This window comes from Dermacoccus sp. Tok2021 (genome assembly GCF_019895135.1).
In the GTDB taxonomy this organism is placed as follows: Bacteria; Actinomycetota; Actinomycetes; order Actinomycetales; family Dermatophilaceae; genus Dermacoccus; species Dermacoccus abyssi.
The window spans coordinates 15,339-34,747 of the sequence record NZ_JAGTHU010000025.1; the positions used below are offsets into that span (position 1 = coordinate 15,339).

18 protein-coding genes and 1 pseudogene are annotated in these 19,409 nt (G+C 66.8%); 5 read left to right on the forward strand and 14 right to left on the reverse strand.

The window, feature by feature from the left end; genetic code table 11:
- Positions 1-12: 12 nt before the first annotated feature.
- On the forward strand, positions 13-1,017 hold the full coding sequence (locus K9D12_RS12890) for an NADP-dependent oxidoreductase (RefSeq protein WP_047310893.1): 1,005 nt from the start codon (positions 13-15) through the stop codon (positions 1,015-1,017).
- Between the two features lie 328 nt (positions 1,018-1,345).
- Here the strand turns inward: K9D12_RS12890 and K9D12_RS12895 are convergent, their stop codons facing one another.
- Positions 1,346-1,711 carry an ethanolamine ammonia-lyase light chain EutC gene (locus K9D12_RS12895; RefSeq protein ID WP_052946860.1) on the reverse strand — a complete coding sequence of 122 codons (366 nt, stop codon included), beginning with the start codon at positions 1,709-1,711 and terminating at the stop codon, positions 1,346-1,348.
- A gap of 69 nt (positions 1,712-1,780) precedes the next feature.
- Between K9D12_RS12895 and K9D12_RS12900 the strand changes: the two are divergent.
- Positions 1,781-2,092, forward strand: a pseudogene (locus K9D12_RS12900) (IS3 family transposase); the annotation flags it as partial.
- On the opposite strand, the gene K9D12_RS15355 reads toward K9D12_RS12900, so the two are convergent.
- From K9D12_RS15355 to K9D12_RS12935, 7 genes are all read right to left on the reverse strand, one after another.
- Positions 2,079-2,351: a hypothetical protein gene (locus K9D12_RS15355; protein WP_082128681.1), complete on the reverse strand. Its 273-nt coding sequence runs from the start codon at positions 2,349-2,351 to the stop codon at positions 2,079-2,081. The pseudogene K9D12_RS12900 and the gene K9D12_RS15355 sit on opposite strands and share 14 nt — an antisense overlap.
- Positions 2,348-3,712 (reverse strand): hypothetical protein, encoded by a 1,365-nt coding sequence (locus K9D12_RS12910; protein WP_129665793.1) that lies wholly within the window; start codon positions 3,710-3,712, stop codon positions 2,348-2,350. The genes K9D12_RS15355 and K9D12_RS12910 overlap by 4 nt, the downstream gene beginning before the upstream one ends.
- Positions 3,709-4,401, reverse strand: coding sequence for a TnsA-like heteromeric transposase endonuclease subunit (locus tag K9D12_RS12915; protein WP_165357945.1), 693 nt, complete (start codon positions 4,399-4,401; stop codon positions 3,709-3,711). The genes K9D12_RS12910 and K9D12_RS12915 overlap by 4 nt, the downstream gene beginning before the upstream one ends.
- A 270-nt stretch (positions 4,402-4,671) precedes the next feature.
- Positions 4,672-6,057, reverse strand: coding sequence for a replicative DNA helicase (gene dnaB / locus K9D12_RS12920; protein ID WP_082128679.1), 1,386 nt, complete (start codon positions 6,055-6,057; stop codon positions 4,672-4,674).
- Positions 6,058-6,739: 682 nt separating this feature from the next.
- The gene (locus K9D12_RS12925) at positions 6,740-7,051 is read right to left on the reverse strand and encodes a DUF2316 family protein (protein ID WP_165357944.1); all 312 of its coding nucleotides are present in this window, start codon (positions 7,049-7,051) and stop codon (positions 6,740-6,742) included.
- An 80-nt stretch (positions 7,052-7,131) separates the two neighbouring features.
- Positions 7,132-8,277 (reverse strand): peptidoglycan DD-metalloendopeptidase family protein, encoded by a 1,146-nt coding sequence (locus tag K9D12_RS12930; RefSeq protein ID WP_052946857.1) that lies wholly within the window; start codon positions 8,275-8,277, stop codon positions 7,132-7,134.
- Positions 8,278-8,668: 391 nt separating this feature from the next.
- Positions 8,669-9,709, reverse strand: coding sequence for a peptidoglycan-binding protein (locus tag K9D12_RS12935; RefSeq protein ID WP_129665789.1), 1,041 nt, complete (start codon positions 9,707-9,709; stop codon positions 8,669-8,671).
- Between the two features lie 379 nt (positions 9,710-10,088).
- Between K9D12_RS12935 and K9D12_RS12940 the strand changes: the two genes are divergently transcribed.
- Both K9D12_RS12940 and K9D12_RS12945 read left to right on the forward strand, forming a co-directional pair.
- Positions 10,089-11,408, forward strand: a complete 1,320-nt coding sequence (locus K9D12_RS12940; protein ID WP_047310890.1) for an MATE family efflux transporter — start codon at positions 10,089-10,091, stop codon at positions 11,406-11,408.
- An 83-nt stretch (positions 11,409-11,491) separates the two neighbouring features.
- Positions 11,492-12,316, forward strand: a complete 825-nt coding sequence (locus K9D12_RS12945; RefSeq protein ID WP_187036688.1) for a serine hydrolase — start codon at positions 11,492-11,494, stop codon at positions 12,314-12,316.
- A gap of 174 nt (positions 12,317-12,490) precedes the next feature.
- On the opposite strand, the gene rplI is transcribed toward K9D12_RS12945, so the two are convergent.
- The 6 genes from rplI to K9D12_RS12975 all read right to left on the reverse strand — a co-directional run bounded on the left by rplI (position 12,491) and on the right by K9D12_RS12975 (position 18,231).
- A complete protein-coding gene (gene rplI, locus K9D12_RS12950) occupies positions 12,491-12,937 on the reverse strand; it encodes a 50S ribosomal protein L9 (protein ID WP_047310889.1) in 447 nt (148 codons plus the stop codon).
- Between the two features lie 22 nt (positions 12,938-12,959).
- Complete coding sequence (gene rpsR / locus K9D12_RS12955) at positions 12,960-13,196, reverse strand: 30S ribosomal protein S18 (protein WP_006944621.1); 237 nt, start codon at positions 13,194-13,196, stop codon at positions 12,960-12,962.
- 127 nt (positions 13,197-13,323) lie between these two features.
- Complete coding sequence (locus tag K9D12_RS12960; protein WP_223060436.1) at positions 13,324-13,959, reverse strand: single-stranded DNA-binding protein; 636 nt, start codon at positions 13,957-13,959, stop codon at positions 13,324-13,326.
- A 33-nt stretch (positions 13,960-13,992) separates the two neighbouring features.
- Positions 13,993-14,280 (reverse strand): 30S ribosomal protein S6, encoded by a 288-nt coding sequence (rpsF, locus tag K9D12_RS12965; RefSeq protein WP_047311233.1) that lies wholly within the window; start codon positions 14,278-14,280, stop codon positions 13,993-13,995.
- A 244-nt stretch (positions 14,281-14,524) separates the two neighbouring features.
- Positions 14,525-15,805, reverse strand: a complete 1,281-nt coding sequence (locus K9D12_RS12970) for a hypothetical protein (protein WP_187036683.1) — start codon at positions 15,803-15,805, stop codon at positions 14,525-14,527.
- A 56-nt stretch (positions 15,806-15,861) separates the two neighbouring features.
- A complete protein-coding gene (locus K9D12_RS12975) occupies positions 15,862-18,231 on the reverse strand; it encodes a transglycosylase domain-containing protein (RefSeq protein WP_223060437.1) in 2,370 nt (789 codons plus the stop codon).
- Positions 18,232-18,339: 108 nt separating this feature from the next.
- Between K9D12_RS12975 and K9D12_RS12980 the strand changes: the two genes are divergently transcribed.
- The gene (locus K9D12_RS12980) at positions 18,340-19,320 is read left to right on the forward strand and encodes a GTP pyrophosphokinase family protein (protein ID WP_047310887.1); all 981 of its coding nucleotides are present in this window, start codon (positions 18,340-18,342) and stop codon (positions 19,318-19,320) included.
- Positions 19,321-19,409 lie beyond the last annotated feature (89 nt).

Below are 19,409 nucleotides of genomic sequence, written 5' to 3' on the forward strand. Positions count from 1 at the left end.
AGGAGTACAGGGATGACCACACACACCCGCGAGATCCACCTCGCCTCCCGCCCCGACGGGAAGCCCACCCTTGACAATTTCCGCACCGTCGAGGTCGACCTGCCCGATCTCGATGACGGTCTGGTCCTCGTCCGCAACACCATCATGTCGGTGGACCCGTACATGCGCGGCCGCATGAACGACGTCGAGTCCTACGTGCCCCCCTTCCAGATCGACCAGCCGCTGGACGGCGGCGCCGTCGGCACGGTGATCGAGTCACGGGTGGAGCAGTTGCCCGTGGGCACCAAGGTGACCCACGGCCTCGGGTGGCGGGAACACGCCATCCTGGCCGGTGATGCGGTGCGACCGTTGACAGCCCGGGGCGTGCCGGACAGCGCCTACCTGGGCGTACTGGGCATGCCCGGCCTGACCGCCTACGCGGGTTTGCTGCTGGCCGGCGAGATGCGTGAGGGCGATGCCGTCTTCGTCTCCGGCGCGGCGGGAGCAGTCGGCTCGGCCGTCGGACAGATTGCCAAGCTCAAGGGCGCTTCCCGGGTGATCGGCTCGGCTGGCACCCCCGAGAAGATCGCCCGTCTGGAGGAGCTCGGCTTCGATGCTGCCTTCAACTACCACGACGGCGACGTGACCGAGCAGCTCGCGAAGGCCGCCCCGGAGGGCATCGACGTGTACTTCGACAACGTCGGCGGTGACCACCTGGAGGCCGCGATCGCGAACCTGCGCACCGATGGCCGGGTGGCGATGTGCGGGGCCATCAGCCAGTACAACTCCACCGAGCCGGCCTCCGCCCCGCACAACCTGGCGCTGGCCATCGGCAAGCGGCTCACGCTGCGTGGGTTCGTGATCGCCAAGTACGCCGAGCAGGCGAGGGCGGACTTCGAGCGGGACATGGGCCGTTGGATCGCCGACGGCTCCATCCACTGGGACGAGACCGCCCGTGACGGTCTCGACGCCGCCCCACAGGCCTTCATCGATCTGCTGGACGGTGCCAACACCGGCAAGATGATCGTGAACCTCTGAGCAGGTCATCGGCTGCCTTCGTCCGCGGTGACATCACCACGGACAGTTGACCGGGGGGACCTCCGAATGGGCTGGGCGTTGGCATGCCCACGATCCTGCGGAGGTCCCCCCGGTGCGCCCCGAGGCCTGGTGGCCGCCAGGCAGGGGGTCGTCTCGAATGGCCGCTGCCCCCCGGTAGACTGGACGCATTGCTCCACAACCTCTCGCAACGCCTGGTGCAAGCCCCTGCGCTTCCTGCCATCCCGGCCGAGGCGGAGACCACGGCGAGTTCGACCCACCTGCACGGCGCCACAACGGCCGCGACGTCATCCTCATCAGCGCGGTCACCCTACAGCGAACTGTTCGCCTGGACCACCGGTGCTGGTCGGTTGGTGAGGGGGGCTGGCTCCGCGACGTCCTTCACGTCGACGCCTGAACGGCCGAGCTCCCGCATGCGGCGCACCAGCCTCAGCGTGGTGACGGCGGCCTGCTGGTAGCCGACGCCCCTCGGCGGCCGCACGTTGCTGATGCAGTTGCGCTCCGCGTCGTGGCGTCCGGGGCGTGGCTGGTGGGTGATGTAGATGCCCAGACTGTTGACGGCGCTGAGGCCCGGACGCTCGCCGATGACGACGAGCATCGTCTCGACGCCCAACTGCTCGCCAACCTGGTCGCCGAGCGCCACGCGCGCCTGCGTGGCCAACACCGGCGTGGCCACGCTGGGGCCTGACCCTTGTTCGTGGACACGCTGATTCCAGCATTGGCTGGGGAAGCGAGATTATGAACCATGGCCAGAAAGAACTACTCCGAGGAGTTCCGCCGGCAGGCGGTCGACCTGTATGAGTCGACTCCGGGAGCGACGCCCCGCGGTATCGCGGAGGACCTCGGGATCGTCCGGGGAACGCTGCGGCAGTGGCTGGAGACTCACGGGACCGGGAAGAAAACGGCGGCTGACGGCACGCTGACAGACAGCCCGTTGCGGTCCGCGCCGACGGCTTCCACATCGAATCCTGATGAGCCGCTCGAGCAGCGCGTGGCACGGCTGGAGGCGGAGAACGCCCAGCTGAGAGCCGAGACGACGAAGCTCACCCCTGCACGCTGACGGGGACATTAGAGCTCGTTCTCGTTCCGTCACCGAGCTGACCGTCGGAGTTGTCGCCCCAGCACTCGACACCGCCACCGTCGGTTACCAGGCACGTGTGCGCCCGCCCGGCAGAAAGCCACCCATTCTCCCCGGAAGGGGAGGCGCTAGATGCAGCCGGCACGGCCGCACATAACGCAGCGGCCACTACGGCGAGCGCGCGGCGGACGGTGAGAGATCGCATCGTCGGACCTTTCGGGTCGTTTTGCCCCATCATGTCAGGCCAGGCTGTCGGCCGGCGCCCGAAACAGTGAAGCCTTCGCGTTGTGCGCAGTGCGCGCCAAATGCAGCCAGGAGGAGGTGGATGTCCAGACGATCGCACACCATCATGAAGTGCCGGCTGGTGAAGATGCTGCCGTGATCGGCTCTGATCGCCTCGGGCAGGACGCCTGGGATCACGTGCTCCCCGATCAACGGGCGCACGGACAACTCCTCGGCCTTGACAACCGCATTGCTGATGGGGCCGAAGAACTCCGGCGCGCCGGCCCACCGCCAGTCATCTGCGCGGTCCTTGCTGACGGCCTGGCTGAACGGGCGCAGCACGTCGTACAGCAGGAGCCCGGCTTCTATGGACGTCGCGCTTCGTGGGACCACCCTCAGGGCGAGAGCCACCCGGGAGCTCACGTCCAGCGCCGTCATGATCTCCACCGAGATCGCCTCGCCGGTCCACGGGTCCACCACGAAGTTGTCGGCTCGGGTCACGTCCACCGCCACCACCTGCCCAGGCCGCAAGGCCGGGTACGACGTGACGGCCATGGCCCCGCGCAGGCGCGTCGTCGTCTGCCTACGCGTCGTCCGTCCGCGCTGGTTCAGGCCACGAGACAGGTAGGCCCGCAGAGTTGCTTCGGGAACGTGGACGTCGTGCAGACCTTCGCAATTCAGCGCCAGTCGGGTGCGCCGGTACAGTTCGTTGATCTCAAGCAGAGACTGGGTCCCGTCCATGGCCGACAGGACCTCGTCGGCGACTCGCATCAACTCGGGGTCAAGGCTGGCGAAGTCCTTGTGAGACTTCTTGCTCCGTCCATCGATCAGGGCGAGGACACCGCCGTTGACGGGATCGTTGTAGGCCTGGACCCACGCCTGGATCGTGCGTAACGCGGTGCCGCCGATCGACTCGTACGGGCGGCGTTCGCGGTCCTCGCGGGCGCGCTGCGCGCGACGGTTGATCGCAGCCTCCGACTCCAAGAGAGCGGCCATGGACAGGCACCTTGCACGTTCGCTGAAGCCTCCCTTGGGGTCGAACGCCGAGAACGGTTCCCCTTCCCGGGCGAGAGCAGGATGTCCGTTGGCGTATCCCGTCAAGATGGTCTGCACCACCTCCAGCCGGTCAAGCGCCGCATCCCTCGCAGGTTTGCTCAGGCCGGCCAGCAAGGAGGCCACCGGAAGTGCCACCGCGTCTACGCGTCCATCCGCAACCCTGCGAGCTGTCTGCAGGTCAGCCCACAAAAGCGTCGTGGCGTCGCCGGAGAAGTCCTTCACGACCACTCCGGTCGGATTCACCGACACCACCACGCGAACACCCTTGGGCAGCAGAACACTTGAACCCGCAACCAGGTCTACACGCACCCCGCCGTTCATGCTTCCGCCCCACCGCGGGCCACCACGAGAGTGTCCTCGTCCCACAACTCGTCCAGCTCCATCACGAGGTCTTCGGTCCACACCAGGTGCCAGAACGCCCGGGTCCGAAATCCTCGTCCGTCATCACTGGCCAGCACGTCCCTGAGCGGCCGAGGGCCCGCAGTGAACAACTCCATCAGGGCCGGCCTGGCCGCCTCCAACCACTCGGGGATTCGCCGCGCACCGGCGATCCACCGCAAATTGGACGAAGCCACCGCCGGCAGGCCGGCGAAGGTCGAGTATGACCATCCCACCCGCTCACACTCGGCCCCAGTGCGAGCAGCCTTCAGATCGAATGCGTCATCCTGGCGCGCCGCAGGGCGGGCGTCCCACACCTGAACCTGTCCATACGAATTGACCGCAAGAATGTCAGGGCAATGGGAGATCCCGTCAGACCACGTCAGTCGAACAGGTTGCGCGACGATCCACTCCACGTCCCGACGATGGTCGAGCCAGGTCACCAGCTCGTGCTCCAGACCTGACTCCAGCAGCAGTGGGCCGCCGATCGTAGACACGCGCGCCCGCACCGGGATGTGGCGGGACAACGCCGCGGAGCGCACCTTGCGGACCGGCAGAGATCTCTCACCGGTGGCGCCCCGGAAGCCCAGTCCCACTCGGACAGGACGCCATCCGGCCCAATAACCCTCCACGTCGGTGAACCTTCCAGCGGGCTCACCAGCGACAGTCCTACACTGGACACGACAGAACTCATCTTCAACGTCGCGAAGCAGGTCTTTGTCATCGAGGGCGTCCCGCTGCAACGGGACGCCCTCACTGCGTCTACACGAACTAAGCACACTCACCCCCAACGCGGGGTGCCTTTATCATGCAACAACTCTCCTGATCCCGTAGACACGCCGTCGCCTCCGTATGCTGCATACGCGGGCAGTTGTGCAAAGTAGGGGCGGTCTCGACAACGATCAGAAGTTCTGGCCGCCCATGTCCTTGAAGCGCGACAGGTGGCCCTGGAAGGCGACGGTGATGTCCTTCGTTGCGCCGGCACGGTGCTTGGCGACGATGATGTCGGCCTCGCCGGGGCGCTGCGAGTCCTTGTCGAAGTAGTCGTCTCGGTGGAGCAGGATGACCATGTCGGCGTCCTGCTCGATCGAACCCGATTCACGCAGGTCCGACATCTGTGGACGCTTGTCGGTGCGCTGCTCCGGGCCACGGTTCAGCTGCGAAATCGCGATGACCGGAACCTCGAGCTCCTTCGCGAGCAGCTTGAGCGCACGTGAGAACTCCGACACCTCCTGCTGACGCGACTCGACGCGCTTGCCCGAACTCATGAGCTGCAGGTAATCGATCGCCAAGATCTTCAGGTTGTGCCGCTGCTTGAGGCGGCGCGCCTTCGCCCGAATCTCCATGAGCGACATGTTCGGCGAATCGTCGATGAACAGCGGCGCCTCGTTGATGCGCCCCATCGTCGTGGCGATCTTGACCCACTCGTCGTCGGTCATCGTGCCCTTGCGCATGTTCTGCATCTGGATGCCCGCCTCGGCGGCCAGGATGCGCATGGTGATCTCCGTGCGCCCCATTTCCAGGGAGAAGAAGGCCGCGCAGTGCCCGTGCTGGATGGCCGCGTTGCGGATGAAGTCCATGCCCAGCGTGGACTTACCCATCGCCGGTCGCGCCGCGATGACGATCATCTGGCCGGCGTGCAGACCGTTCGTCAGTTCGTCGAAGTCGGCGAAGCCCGTGAGGATGCCGGCCGCCTGCCCGCCACCCTGAATCTGCTCGATCTCGTCGACCGTCAGCTCCAGCACGTCACCGAGCTGGACGTAGTCCTCACCGCCGCGCTTGTCGGCGACCGCATAAACTTCTGCCTGCGCCGCGTTGACGATGTCCTCGACATCCCCGCCGTCATCGCCATAGCCCATCTGCACGATGCGCGTACCCGCGTCGACGAGGCGACGCAGCACCGCTCGCTCCGCGACGATCTGCGCGTAGTACCCGGCGTTCGCCGCGGTCGGCACGCTCGAGATGAGCTGGTGCAGGTACGCCTGCCCACCGATGCGCCCGAGTTCGCCGCGCTTCGTCAGCTCGTCGGCGACGGTGATGGCGTCCACCGGCTCGCCGCGCCCGTACAGGTCGGTGATGGCGTCGAAGACGACCTCGTGCGCCGGACGGTAGAAGTCGACGCCCTTGACCTCTGCAATGACGTCGGCGATGGCGTCCTTGCTCAGCATCATGCCGCCGATGACGCTCTGCTCGGCCTGCAGATCCTGCGGCGGCAGCTTGCCGGGCGGCATCGCGTCGCCGGGTGCGTCGAACTCCGGCGGCGCCTCGTACGGCTCCAACTCGGCCATGCCGCCACTCCTCATCCCGGCGCGAACTCGCCGCGTCGCACTGCCCGTCGGTGCCACCTCGAGCGGCACAGAAGGCACCATCTCACTCAGCACCGACAACCGTACGGAGCAACCCCGTCCGTTCACCAACCGGCCTGTGGACAACGTTGTGCACAACGTGTTGGAAACGCCGTCCACCCCTGTGGGAAACACGGGGACAAGCCTGTGGACGAATTGAACCGACCCTCACGAAAATCCCGTCATGACGGCGCAACCTTCGTCCCCAGCCTGGGGACGAAAATCTCTTCCGTCCTGTGCGACAAGAAATATTGCCGTCCACAGGCGTTGGGATCGTTCACCGTACGATCAACAGCCGTTCGGGCCCCGTCCGCCCGACCTGGCTGGGCGAAATCACGACGTGAAACCGGCCTGCCGGACGCGAAGGCGACGTGGTGGCGTCCCGGCTCGCGATGGTGCTCGCCGACGAACCCCGGACGCCGACCCGCGAAGCGAGCCTGCGTCCTTCGGCGACGAGCGGTTGGGGGCTGACGAACCGAGACGCCACCCTCACCAAATCAAGAAACCGACCGTGCAGCACGCTTCGACACGCAACCACCCGGCACAGACCGAAATCCGAAGCGACGCCGCTGCGCTCGGAGCACCGGGTCGGAGCCGGCCACCGGTAAAGCCCCGGCGGCCTTCGTCACCCCTTGAAGGACTCCACCGGTGGAACCGCCCGCAGACGGAACCAGCGCTGCGCGGCTTGCCGGGACGAGTCCGTCAACACCGTCCACCCACCTGCGTTCACGCCGCGGTGACGCGCCAGCGCGTCCAGCCCGTCCCGCACGAGCCACACGACGACAGGATCCGCACCCCGCATGGCAACGGTGTCCTCCACCGCCTGCGGTTCGAGGTCAAGCCAGGCTGCCAGCGCCTGCTCGCTCACCCCGAGCACCTCGACGTGACGACGCAACTGCTCACCGGTGACTTCACGTTCACGACTGTTCAACGACACGTCCCGACCCCTACGCTCGCGAACGCCGACGGGCGCCTCTCCCAGTCGGAAGAGGCGCCCGTCGGTGAGCACACGGCGGGTCAGCCGTTGCGCGACATCGCGAGTGTGCCGGGCACGTACGACGTACCGAGCTCCTTCGACTCCGCGATCTTGATGCTCACGAAGTTGCGTCCGTCCACGATGCCCCAGTGCAGGTGCGGGCCGGTGGAGTTGCCCGTGTTGCCCGAGCGAGCGATCTGCTGACCCTGGACGACACGCTGACCGGGAACGACGTTCATGGACGACAGGTGCGCGTACTCCATCGCGTGACCGGAGGCGTCGCGGATGAGGATGGTGTTGCCGCCGCCGGTGTTGTACTCCGCCATGATGACGACGCCGGAGGCCGACGCGACGACGGGCGTCCCTGCGGGCACCGCGAAGTCGACGTGGTGCTTGTCGTTCCACTTGTAGTGGCTGGCCGAGCCGTACGGGCCCTGCGAGATCGGCGCCGCGTAACCGCTCGGGAACGGCAGTTCGTAGGGGGCGTTCGGGCTCACGAGCGTCGGACGAGCAGCCTTGCGGGCCACCTTCTTCGACGAGCTCTTGGGCGTGCTCTTCTTGGCGGAAGCAGCATCCGTCTTGGCGAGCGCGTAGGTCGTGCGGACGCCGACAATGCCGTCGACGGCGAGGCCCTTATCGGTCTGGAACGCCTTGACGGCGGTGAGCGTCTTCGGGCCGAAGACACCGTCGGCCGTGATGCCGAGCTTCTTCTGCACCGCGCGCACGACGGCGCCCTCGTCGCCGATGTTGACGACCGAGTCCTTCGAACCCGGCTTCGAGGCGGGCTTCGTCGACGTGGCGTTGAGAACGGACCAGGTCTTCGATCCGACGACACCGTCGACGGAAAGGTTGTTGGCGCGCTGGAAGTCCTTGACCGCGGCGGTCGTGATGGGGCCGTAGATGCCGTCACGCACGAGCGCCAGGCGGGCCTGGACCTGCGTCACGTCACCACCACGAGCGCCGAACGCCACCGTCTTGGGGGTGTCACCGGCAGCTGCCTCGGCGGCCTTGTCGCCTTCGACGGCGAGAGCGGGGGCCGCCATGAGGGCTGCCGCACCGGTCGGAAGGGCCGCACTCACACCGAGCGCGACGGCGGAACGACCACTGCGCGCAGCTGCGGCACCGACACGAGCCGAGTCGAGGTAGCCGGCATGCGAGGAGAGATGCTTGGGCACGTACTTCGTCATGGCTTCTGCACTCCGTGAGTTCGTGGAGCGCACGGGCGAAGCCGACAACGCGCTCACAGGGATCTGAGGCCACGCTGAATGCGTGACATGACCGAGGATGCCCCACCGAATGAGCGCTTCAAAGCACCGAAAAAATTACACTCGTGTCGTTCAGAGCCGCCGTGATCTGCCTGTGATGACGGGAAATTCGGGCGAATTGTGCGAGTTTTCGGGCAGCACGAATCGAACATCCTTTCGCTCTTCGAAAAAATGTTCGACAGAAAATTTCTTCTTCAATTTTGTCCACGATGTGGGACGGCGCTCAGCTCGTCGACCGTGTCAGCTTCCCCACTGCCGGTACCGAACCGATCCGAGCGCCATCCCCGTCACACCGCGGAGGCTTTGGTGATCCCTACTTGATGACGCGCGCGTACCCCGACGGCAATCTGTAGACCTTGCGCATCGCAACCGGAACGCCCGGCTGCGACGAGTCGATCATCATGCCGTTCCCCACGTAGATACCGACGTGGTACGCCGGGTAACCCCAGAAGACGAGGTCACCGGGCTGCGGGTCGGAGACACGCGGGAAGTACGCCTGCTGCTGAGCCGCGGTACGCGGCATGTAGTAGCCGAAGTTCTTGAACACGTAGCTCGTCAGACCGGAGCAGTCGAAGCCGGCAGGCGACGAACCGCCCCACACGTACGGCGTTCCCGCGAACGTCTGGGCGAAGGCGATGACCTGCGCCGCGGTACCCGTGGCCGGAGTACTCGGCACGGACGGCGTCGACACCGGCGGCGTCGTCGGCTGCGGGGCGTTCGGGCCGACGCATCCGAGCTTCGTCCACGTGCGCGGGCCGACGATGCCGTCCGCGTACAGACCGGTTGCGCGCTGGAAGGCGAGCACCTTGGCCTTCGTGTCGGCACCGAACCAACCGTCCGTGGGCAGGCCGAGACGGTCCTGCAGCACCTTGACGAGCTGGCCCGAGTTGCCCATGCGCAACGTCGTCGACGTCGGCGAGCAGGCCGGGGTCGTGGTCGTCGGCACCGTGGGCGTCGTCGTGCCCGTGGTGGGTGTCGTCGGACGCGTCGGCGTGACGGCCGAGCCGCCCACCTTGGCCCAGGTGCGCGCTCCCACGATGCCGTCCGGCACGAGGCCGTTGGCGCGCTGGAACGTCTTGACCGCGCTCAGCGTGGCGGGGCCGAAGATGCCGTCGGCGGTGACACCGACGCGGGCCTGAACGATCTTGACGGCGGCGCCGCGCGAGCCGTACGAGAGCGTCGGGCGGGGGGTGGAGGCGGAGCCGTTGGTGGTGTCGTCACCGGGCGCGGCGAGCGCCGGCGCGGCCGCCATCAGCGTGCCACCCGTCGGAATGGCGAGCGCAACACCGGCGCCGACGGCTTGCTTGACCGTCAGGCGCGGCAGCGCAGAGGTAGAGCGTTGGCGCCGCCTCATGTGCAAGGGAACGTGGGTACTCAAATGAGCAGCCTTCCTAGGTGAAGTCGTCACGACGTGCACACCCCCGACGTCTCGGACGTCGGGTGCGTGCGCACGTCACTGCCACACCCCTGCCAGCCCCCGCTCACAAAGGTGCTCGTTTACTGTGCCTGACCGGACCCTGTGAAGAAAGTGAAAGTTGCCGACACGCAGGGGTGGATGCTTGACTCGTCGAGCAGTATGCGCGTAAAAGCACGACGCTGTGAATCACCCGATCGTGCGTGGTTCTGCAGAATTTCGGCCCATATCAGATACAGGTCGAACGTCATGGAAGGCGCGCCGACACTCCGCGAAAAAATGTGTGGTGCATCTCGCATCGTGAGACGTTAGGAGCCGTGTGACGCACCCCATCGCCCGACTCGCGGTGCCTGCGTTCTTCACCCTGATCGCAGAGCCCCTGTTTCTCCTCACCGATTCGGTCGTCGTGGGGCGCCTCGGAACGTCGGCGCTCGCCGCGCTCGGAGCCGCGAGCGCGATCCTCCTCACCGCCACCGGCATCTTCGTCTTCCTCGCCTATGCGACGACCGCCGTCGTGGCACGACACCTCGGCCGCGGCCACCAGGACGACGCCGTCCAGGCCGGCCTCGACGGTGTCTGGTTGGCCCTCGCTCTCGGCCTGCCGCTGTCCGCCGTCACCGCAGTCCTCGCCCGTCCCGCAGCACGCGCCATGAGTGGCTCGGGCGGGGCCGACGTGGTCGACCAAGCCACGACCTACCTCCAGATCAGCTCCGTCGGCATCCCGGCCATGCTCATCGCCCTCGCGGCACAGGGCCTTCTCCGGGGCCTCCAGGACACGAAGACGCCTCTGTGGGTGACAGGCATCGGTTTTGCGGTCAACGCCGCTCTCAACGCCTTTCTCGTCCTCGTGGTCGGCTGGGGGCTGGCCGGTGCCGCCGTGGGAACGGTGGTCGCACAGTGGCTCATGGCCCTGGCGCTACTCGTCTCCATCGTGCGCCGCACCCGCCACCTCGACCTGCGTCCCCATCCCGCCCGCGTCCTGGCGGCTGCCCGCTTCGGCGCGCCGCTGCTCGTGCGCACGGTGGCGCTGCGCGCCGTCCTGCTGCTGACGACGGCGGCGGCCGGCACGTTCGGTGCCACGACGCTGGCCGCGCACCAGGTCGCGATGACGATCTTCACCTTCCTCACCTTCGCCCTCGATGCCATTGCCATCGCCGCGCAGGCACTCATCGGGGAGTCGCTCGGGCGCGGCGACCACGACGAGACGCGCGAGCTCTCGGCCGTCATCACCCGCTGGGGCTGGTACAGCGGTGCCGCAGCGGGCCTGCTGACACTCGCCGCCGCGTGGCCCCTGCCCCACCTGTTCTCCGACGACCCCTCGGTGTTGCGCGCGACCACGGGCGCCCTGGTCGTCATCGCCCTCGTCCAACCGGTCGCGGGGGTCCTCTTCGTCCTCGACGGCGTCCTCATGGGGGCCGGAGACGGCCCATTCCTCGCCAAGGCACAGGTCGCCCTCCTGCTCGCCTACCTCCCGGCCCTGGGCGTGCTCATGCTCGCCGACGAGTGGCTCGAGGGGCTGGACGTCGCGGCCCCGCTGACCGCTCTGTGGGTTTGCTACTCGCTCTACCTGACGGCTCGCTGCGTCGTGCTGGATCGTCGCCGCCGCGTGGACGCGTGGATGGAACTGGCTGTTCCGTAACCGAATCGACATGCCGAAGTCGACAGAACGACGCTTGCCTGCACGTACCCTGAGGGCCACACCACAGAAGTTCGGGAGGCCACATGGCTCGCGTCGGAAAGCATCATGAAACCCCCAAGGGGTACACTCGACGAGGCGTCGTCCTGGGCGCCGGTGGCGTCGGCACGGCTCTCGCGCTGCCGAGTCTCGTCGGCGCAGCTGAGGCCTCTGCCACCACCGTGGGCCTTCGCGACAAGATCTACGCCATCGATGCGGCGACGACCGGAACCCTGTCGGTCGCCGTCTACGACCGCCGCTCCGGCCGGTTCTGGCAGTACAGCGCGGGAGTGCGCAACGAGTGCGCCAGCATCGTCAAGGTGCTCATCCTCGCCACGGTGTGTGACCGCGCTCAGCGCCTCGGGCGTGCCCTGACGGCGTGGGAGAAGTCGCAGGCGAGCATCATGATCCGCTACAGCGACAACAACGCTGCGACGAATCTGTGGAAGAGCGTCGGCGGCGCGCCGGCCGTTCAGGCCATGGCCACGAAGCTGCGCATGTACCAGACGGTGACGAACAAGGCCTGGGGCCTGACGACGACGTCCGCCTACGACCAGATGGTGCTCATGGACGAGATCTTCTGGTTCGGTCGGGTGCTCAACAGCACCAACCGCGGCTACATCAGCACGCTCATGGGTCAGGTGACCTCCGGCCAGCGCTGGGGTGTCGGCACGTACGGCACCTCCCAGGTCAAGAACGGGTGGCTGCCCTACAACGGTCAGTGGCGCATCAACAGCGTCGGCCACGTCGGTGGCTACGGACGCAACCACACGCTCGCCATCCTGCAGCGCACCCCCACGATGGCCATCGGTACGAGCGTGGCCAACCGCGTCGCGAAGACGATGTGGGATCACCTCGCGACGCCCCTGTGACAGCCCTCGAAGTGTGACGGCGAAGGCCCCGTGGACATCCGAGGAGGATGTACCGGGGCCTTCGTCATGCGTCCGCCAGATCGAACCTCGTCGAGGACAGTTCTCCCCACGACATGCGGAAGCTCCCACCCTCTCAAGGAGGGTGGGAGCTTCTGCGTGGTCTACGCGAACGCGTCAGGCGCGCGCGACGTTCAGCTTGACCGTCGCCTGAACCTCCGGGTGGAGGCGGACGAGGACGCTGTGGTCGCCGAGCGAGCGGATCGGGGTGGTGATCTCGATCTTGCGCTTGTCGACGGAGCCGGCGCCGGCTTCCTTGATGGCGTCGGCGATCTCGTGCGTGGTCACGGCGCCGAAGAGGCGACCGTTCTCACCGGAGCGCGCCTTCAGCGTCACCTTGGCGTTCTCGAGGTTGCCCTTGATGGACTGAGCCTCTTCGAGCGTCTTGACGGCGCGGGACTCGCGAGCCTTCTGGATGGAGTCGACCTGCTTCTGGCCGCCCTTCGTCCATTCGGTGGCGAGGTTGTTCGGCAGGAGGTAGTTGCGGGCGAAGCCGGGCTTGACGTCGACGACGTCACCGGCCGTGCCGAGCTTGGAAACCTCGTGCGTCAGGATGACCTTCATGATGGTGTTCCTTTCCGCCTGATCAGCGAGCCGAGCTCGAGTACGGCAGCAGGGCCATCTCGCGGGCGTTCTTGACGGCGTTGGCGATGAGGCGCTGCTCCTGGACGGAGACGCCCGTGACGCGACGCGCACGGATCTTGCCGCGGTCGGAGATGAACTTGCGCAGCAGGGCTGCGTCCTTGTAGTCGATGTTCTCGACCTTCGCCGCCTTCAGCGGGTTGGCCTTCTTCTTGGGCTTACGCACAACGGGCTTTGCCATCGTGGTGCTCTCCTTCTATGAGAGCCCGAGTGGGTGACTCGGGATAGCGAGTGTCTTGTTTCGCCTCGGCCGTCGGCCGGTGCGAGGTGGGTCGTGACGAATCACGACCGGTGTGAGGAGGAGCCGATCAGAACGGGGGCTCGTCGTAGGACGGGCCGGTGGACCAGCCACCATTGCCGCCCTGCTGACCGCCGTCGTTGCCCTGACCACCCTGCTGGCCGCCGGTGTTGCCACCGGTTGCCCACGGGTCGTCGTTGGGGCTGCCACCGAAGTTGCCGCCCTGCTGGCCGCCACCGAAACCACCACCGTTGCCGCCCTGCTGGCCGCCGAAGTTGCCCTGGGAGACGTTGCCGCCCCCCTGGCCTCCTCCGAAGCCGCCGCCGGGGCCACCGGAGCGCTGGGTCTTGTTGACCTTCGCCGTGGCGTAACGCAGCGAGGGGCCGATCTCGTCGACCTCGAGCTCGGTCGTCGTGCGCTTCTCGCCTTCCTTCGTCTCGTACGAACGAGACTTCAGTCGGCCGGTGACGACGACCCGAGTGCCGCGCTGCAGGGACTCGGAGACGTTCTCCGCCGCTTCACGCCAGATGGAGCAACGCATGAAGAGGGTCTCGCCGTCCTTCCACTCGTTCGACTGACGGTCGAACTGGCGGGGGGTCGAGGCCACGGTGAAGTTGGCGACCGCCGCCCCGTTCGGCGTGTACCGAAGCTCGGGGTCGGCGGTGAGGTTGCCGATCACGGTGATGTTGACGTCGCCTGCAGCCATGGGTGGTTCCTCCTACTTAAGTGTGGGGAGTTCTCAGGCGTCCTTGCGCAGGATCTTGGTGCGCAGGATGGACTCGTTGAGGCCCAGCTGGCGGTCAAGCTCTGCGGCGGTGGCCGGGGTGGACGTGAAGTCGACCACGACGTAGATGCCTTCGGACTTCTTCTTGATGTCGTACGCCATGCGACGACGGCCCCAGGTGTCGACGTTGTCGACGGTGCCACCGTCCTTCGTGACGACGGTGAGGAACTTCTCCAGCGAGGGCTGGACCGTACGCTCGTCGAGCTCGCCGTCGAGGATGATCATCATCTCGTAGTGACGCATGCGGTAACCCACCTCCTTTGGTCTAAAGCGGTCACGGTCTCTCCGTGACAGGAGGGTTGCAGCGTTGCTCGCCCTCACCGCCTCCTGGCCCGATCGTGCTCGTCGTGAGCGCTTTCGGGAAGAAAGTGGCGTCCACGGGTTGTGGACAAGAGGGCGTAAGCCTCTCAAGACTACCCGTTGCCGTCACGACGGACGAAATCTGTGGACGACTGCCCATGAGTCGGTGCGTCGGCTCGGGCGGCGATCACTTCGCCCGGCGGGCGGGGCCGGCCACGGAGTCGATGCAGGCTCGCACGAGGAAGAGAACGGCGATGAGCCGCACGGCGACGAAGACCGCGAACCACTCCTGCGGCAGCGCCTTGGCCGAGTTCGAGGAACGCGCGATGAAACCCCACACGACGACGAAGTAGGCGAACTCTGCTCCCGCCCACGCGAGGTGGTCGCGCCAACGAATCGCGCACAGGGCGACGAGCGGAAGCACCCACAGAGCAGCCTGCACCGGCAGCGCCCGCGAGGTGAGCATGACGACGACGAGCATGAGCAGCGCGACGGCCGCGGGCGTCATCGTCTCGTCGCGGCTCGCGAGAAGCCAGCCGAGACCGATGGCGAGGATCCAGCCGGTGACAGCGAGCGCCGTCAGGGACGTGGGCGAGAGTGTGAAGCCTGCGAACGAGAAGATCTGCCACAGCGAGCCGTACGACGCGCCCTGCGCCTTCCACGTCGTGAAGGACGCGAACGGGTTGGCTCCGGAGATCAGCATGAGACCCCCGACGACGGCGAACGTCACGGCTGCGCCGAGAGCAACGCCGGCCAGATCGCGGGTGCGCCGACGAGCCAGAGCCACGAGGATGACGGCGAGCAACACGGTGCCCAACGCGGGCCTGGTGAGAAGCGCTGCGGCGAGCAACCCGCCACTCAGCGCCGCCCGGTTGCGGCTCCAGGCCCACAGCCCGGCCGCAACGAGCAGCACGGCGAACGCGTCGAACGAGATGAGAGCCGTCGTGATGAGGACGGGCGAGAGGGCAACGTGCGCAGCAGCCCACGGTCCCTTCGGCAGCGACGCCGCGGTGAAGCAGACGGCGAGGGCGATGAGCAGGGCGATGAGCGCTGCGCCCCAGGCGAACATGCCCTGCTGCAGACGCAGCTGCGAACCACCGGGCACGAGGATCCTCACGATCCAGGTGATGGCCGCGGTCAGCGGTGGCTGCCCCGCACTCCCCGGTGACGACCACGGCGTGCTGCCTGCGTCACCCGCAACGGCCACGGGGAGATCCGAGTAACAGGCGCGCCACAACGATCCGGGCGTGGCCCAGCCCGTCGAGACACAGTGGTTCTTCTGGAGCACGCCCAGCGCGACGAAGACCGAGCTGAGGGCCGACAGAACCGCCGCAGCGGGCCGCCATCCGCGCACCCCCGGCACGGCGTGACGCCCGAGCGGGCCTCCGATGACGTGCGAAGCCGCTGCGACGACGGAGTCGGTGCGCGAGGGCATCGCGGCGCGCCGCGGCACACGCTGAGGACGCATGCTCTTCCTCTGCGCACCTGAACTCATGGGCCCAACCCTAGAGCGTGGCCGCTAGGTCACGGAGCCGAGGTGAGGGAACCACTCGGTGTCGGCGTCGGGCTCGGCGGAGAACTCGACGTTGGCCGCGGCGTCGACGGCCTGGGACTCGACGTACTCGAGGAACGGCTCGGGGACGAACTCGACGAACTGGGCAGCTTGCTCGAGCTGCTCGAGGACGACTCCGGGGAGTCGCTCGTCTCCGGCGAGGGCGACGACGTCGAGGACGTGCTGCGCTCCGGGTAGGGCGTCGGTGCCGTTGACGGGGGCACGTAGGTGCTGCTCGGCAGAGGATCCTGGGTCTGCGGCTTGTTTTGGTTGTAGTACGAGCGCTCCGGCAGCTTCGTGACCTCCTGGCCCTGGAGCGCGGCCTTCATGAAGTCGACCCACACCTTGCGAGGCAGGCCGGCGCCGTAGACGTCCTCCGACGGGATGCCGGGCAGGTTCTGCATCGGCTTCGCCGTGCGTCCGTCCTCGCTGTAGTACATCCCGACGGAGGTCGTGAGCTGGCCCGGCGTGAATCCGTTGAACCAGATGTACTTGTTACCCGTCGCGGTACCCGTCTTCGCGGCCAACGGACGGTTCAGCTGGTACTGCGTGCCGGCGGCCGTTCCGTAGACGCCGGTCTTGCCCAGAGCCCACGTGACGTCGTCGGCGATGCCCTTGTCATAGGCCTGCTCGCCCTCGACCTTCACGTCGTAGCTGTAGCTCTCGTCGTACGTACGCACCTTCGAGATGAGGTAGCGGTCGTAGCGCTTTCCGCCGGAGTTGAGCGTGTTGTAGCCCGTGGCCTGGTCGACGACGCGGCTGTCACCGGTACCGAGGACGTTGAGGATCTCCTTGGTGTCGTTCATGCCACCGAGGGTCTTGGGCATGCCCGAATCCTGTGCGGCCTTGAGGGTCTTCTCCGGGCCGATGTCCTGGTTGAGCCGCACGAACGCCGTGTTGATCGAGTACGCGAGCATGTTCGTGATCGGCTGGAAGCCGTACGACTTGTTGTGGTCGTTCTGCACGAACGAGTTCGGCCCGAGCCGCATGTAGTTGTTGCCGTTGTACCGCGTGTCGATGGTCTTGCCGTCGCGCAGCGCAGCGATGGCTGCGTAGATCTTCATCGTCGAGGCACTCTGCAGCATCGAGCGGTCGGCGTCGGAGTAGGGCGCCTTGACGGGGTCGTAGTCGGCTCCGCCGTACATGGCGACGACGGCACCGTTGTTCGCCTTCTCCGCGACGAGACCCGTGTGCAACTTGCCCTGCAACACGACAGGCGTGTGGGCCTCGACGGCGCGGACGGCGGCGTCCTGGGTGCGCTTGTCGATCGTCGTCGTGATGCGCAGACCGCCACGGTCGATGTCGGTGGTCGAGAGCTTGAGCTTGCGCGACAGCTCCTGACGCACCGATGCGACGACGTACCCCTCGGGTCCGTCGGCGTACTTGACGGGCTCACGCTTGTAGAACGTGGGCATCGTCGCCTTGGAGCGCTCCGCCTCCGAGAGCCACCCCATGCTCACCATGCCGTTGAGCGTGTACGCCATACGCGCGTTGGCGCGCTTCTCGGAGTTGGGACCGACCGTCGGATCCATGTTCTCCGGGTTGTTGACCACCGACGCGAGGAAGGCGCCCTCGACCGGCGTCAGCTTCGAGACGTCCTTGTGGAAGTAGGACTTGGCCGCAGCCTGGACGCCGTACGCGCCACGTCCGAAGTAGACGTTGTTGAGGTAGGCCTCCAGGATCTGGTTCTTGCTCATCTCCTGGTCGACCTTGAGGCTGATGACGACCTCTTTGACCTTGCGGGTAATCGTCTTGTCCTGGGTGAGGAAGTAGTTCTTGACGTACTGCTGCGTCAGGGTCGAACCACCCTGACTGCCGCTTCCCTCACCCTTGAAGTTGTTGATGAACGCTCGGGCGATGCCCTTCGGTGAGATGCCTCGGTTCGAATAGAAGCTGCGGTCCTCCGCAGCGATGAAGGCGCGCTGGACGTGCTCGGGCACCTTCTCGATGGCAACGGGATCGCGGTTCGTCGTGGTGAAACGACCCATCTCCGTCTTGCCGTCGGCGTAGTAGACGACAGAGACGGACTGGGTGGCTTGCGCGTTGGCCTTGGGAATGTCGATGGCCATGTAGAGAACGACGAAAGCCAGGACGGCGAGCAGGAACAGGCTGGCGAAGCCGATGAGAGCACCGCGCAGGATGCGCACCGGCATCGAGCGCTTGGACGCCTTGGCGCGGCGGGAGGCGATCCACCCGGCCGCAGCGCTCTTCGAGGAACCCTTCGAAGAAGCCTGCGGCTTCCTGCCTCCGGCGGCGGGGCGACCACCCGCGTTACCGCGCCCCTGGCCCGACTCATTGACCACGTACTTGCCTCGCTTCGTGCGGCGCGAGCCTCGGAGCACGCGCGGATATTACCTTCCAGGGTACCGACCGTCTCCGACATCGCCTTCCCACCGATTCGAAACCCGCACCTCCCGACAGCCGTCGGTCGTTTCTGTTTGGATTCCCCCATGAGCCGCAAGTCACTGCAGCGAGCGAACGCGACGTACGCGTCCCGTCACCCTCGTACCGTGCGGCGCACCGACGAAACGGTGCGCCGCATCCGCGCGATCGTCGACGACGCCGGCATCAACTACCTGTCGGTGACGGGTCGCGCGAAATCTCCTGCGTCCTTCTCCGCCAAGGTGGTTCGCCGCGCGGAGCAGCTGGGTCACACCGACTTCGACCCGCTCGTCGAGATCACCGACCAGGTGGGCGTGCGCATCGTGACGTACACGCTCAGCGACATCGAGCCGGTCGCCCAATTGCTCGGCGACCACTACACCGTCCTCGAGGATCGCGACATGGGACGCGAAACCGCGAGCGAGGGACGGTTCGGGTACGCGAGTCGTCACATGCTGATCTCGACCGACCCCGACGCGACGGGGTACGAGGCGTCGAAGTGCGTCTCGGTGCAGTTGCGCACGGTGCTGCAGCACGCGTGGGCCGAGTTCGAGCACGACGCGCGGTACAAGGGTGAGGTGCCGAGCGAGCACGCGTCGGAGCTGGACCGCCGCTTCACACTGGCGGCAGGGCTCATCGAGTTGGCCGACCGGGAGTTCTCGGTCATCCGCGACACCTTGGCGTCGGGGGTGCGTGAGCGCGACTTCGACGATGCCGGTGGGCGCATCGACCCGCGCGAGCTCGCGTCGTTCCTCGCAGGCCGCTACGCCGATTCGCGCTTCTCCCGTGTCGATCACTACGTCGACACGGCCGACTTGCTGACGGAACTCGGCGTCGAGTCGATCCACGACCTGCGCGTGGAGTTGCAGGGTGTCTCGTCCGAGCGGGTGTCCCGTGCGATGGGCTACAGCTTCCCGCCCGGCGCGGTTCGCCGACTCGAGGACGACCTGCTGGCTCGGTTCCGGGAGCGCTTCGTCGAGCTGCCGGGCAACGCCGAGCGTCAGGATTCGCTGCGCGGCCGCCTGCAGCGCCTGGGCAACCTGTCGTAAAGGCGAGGGCGAAGGCCCGCGACGCATCCGGTGCAGTTATCTCGATCTGGCGGCGATATATCGCGGCCAGATCGACACAAGTGCACCGG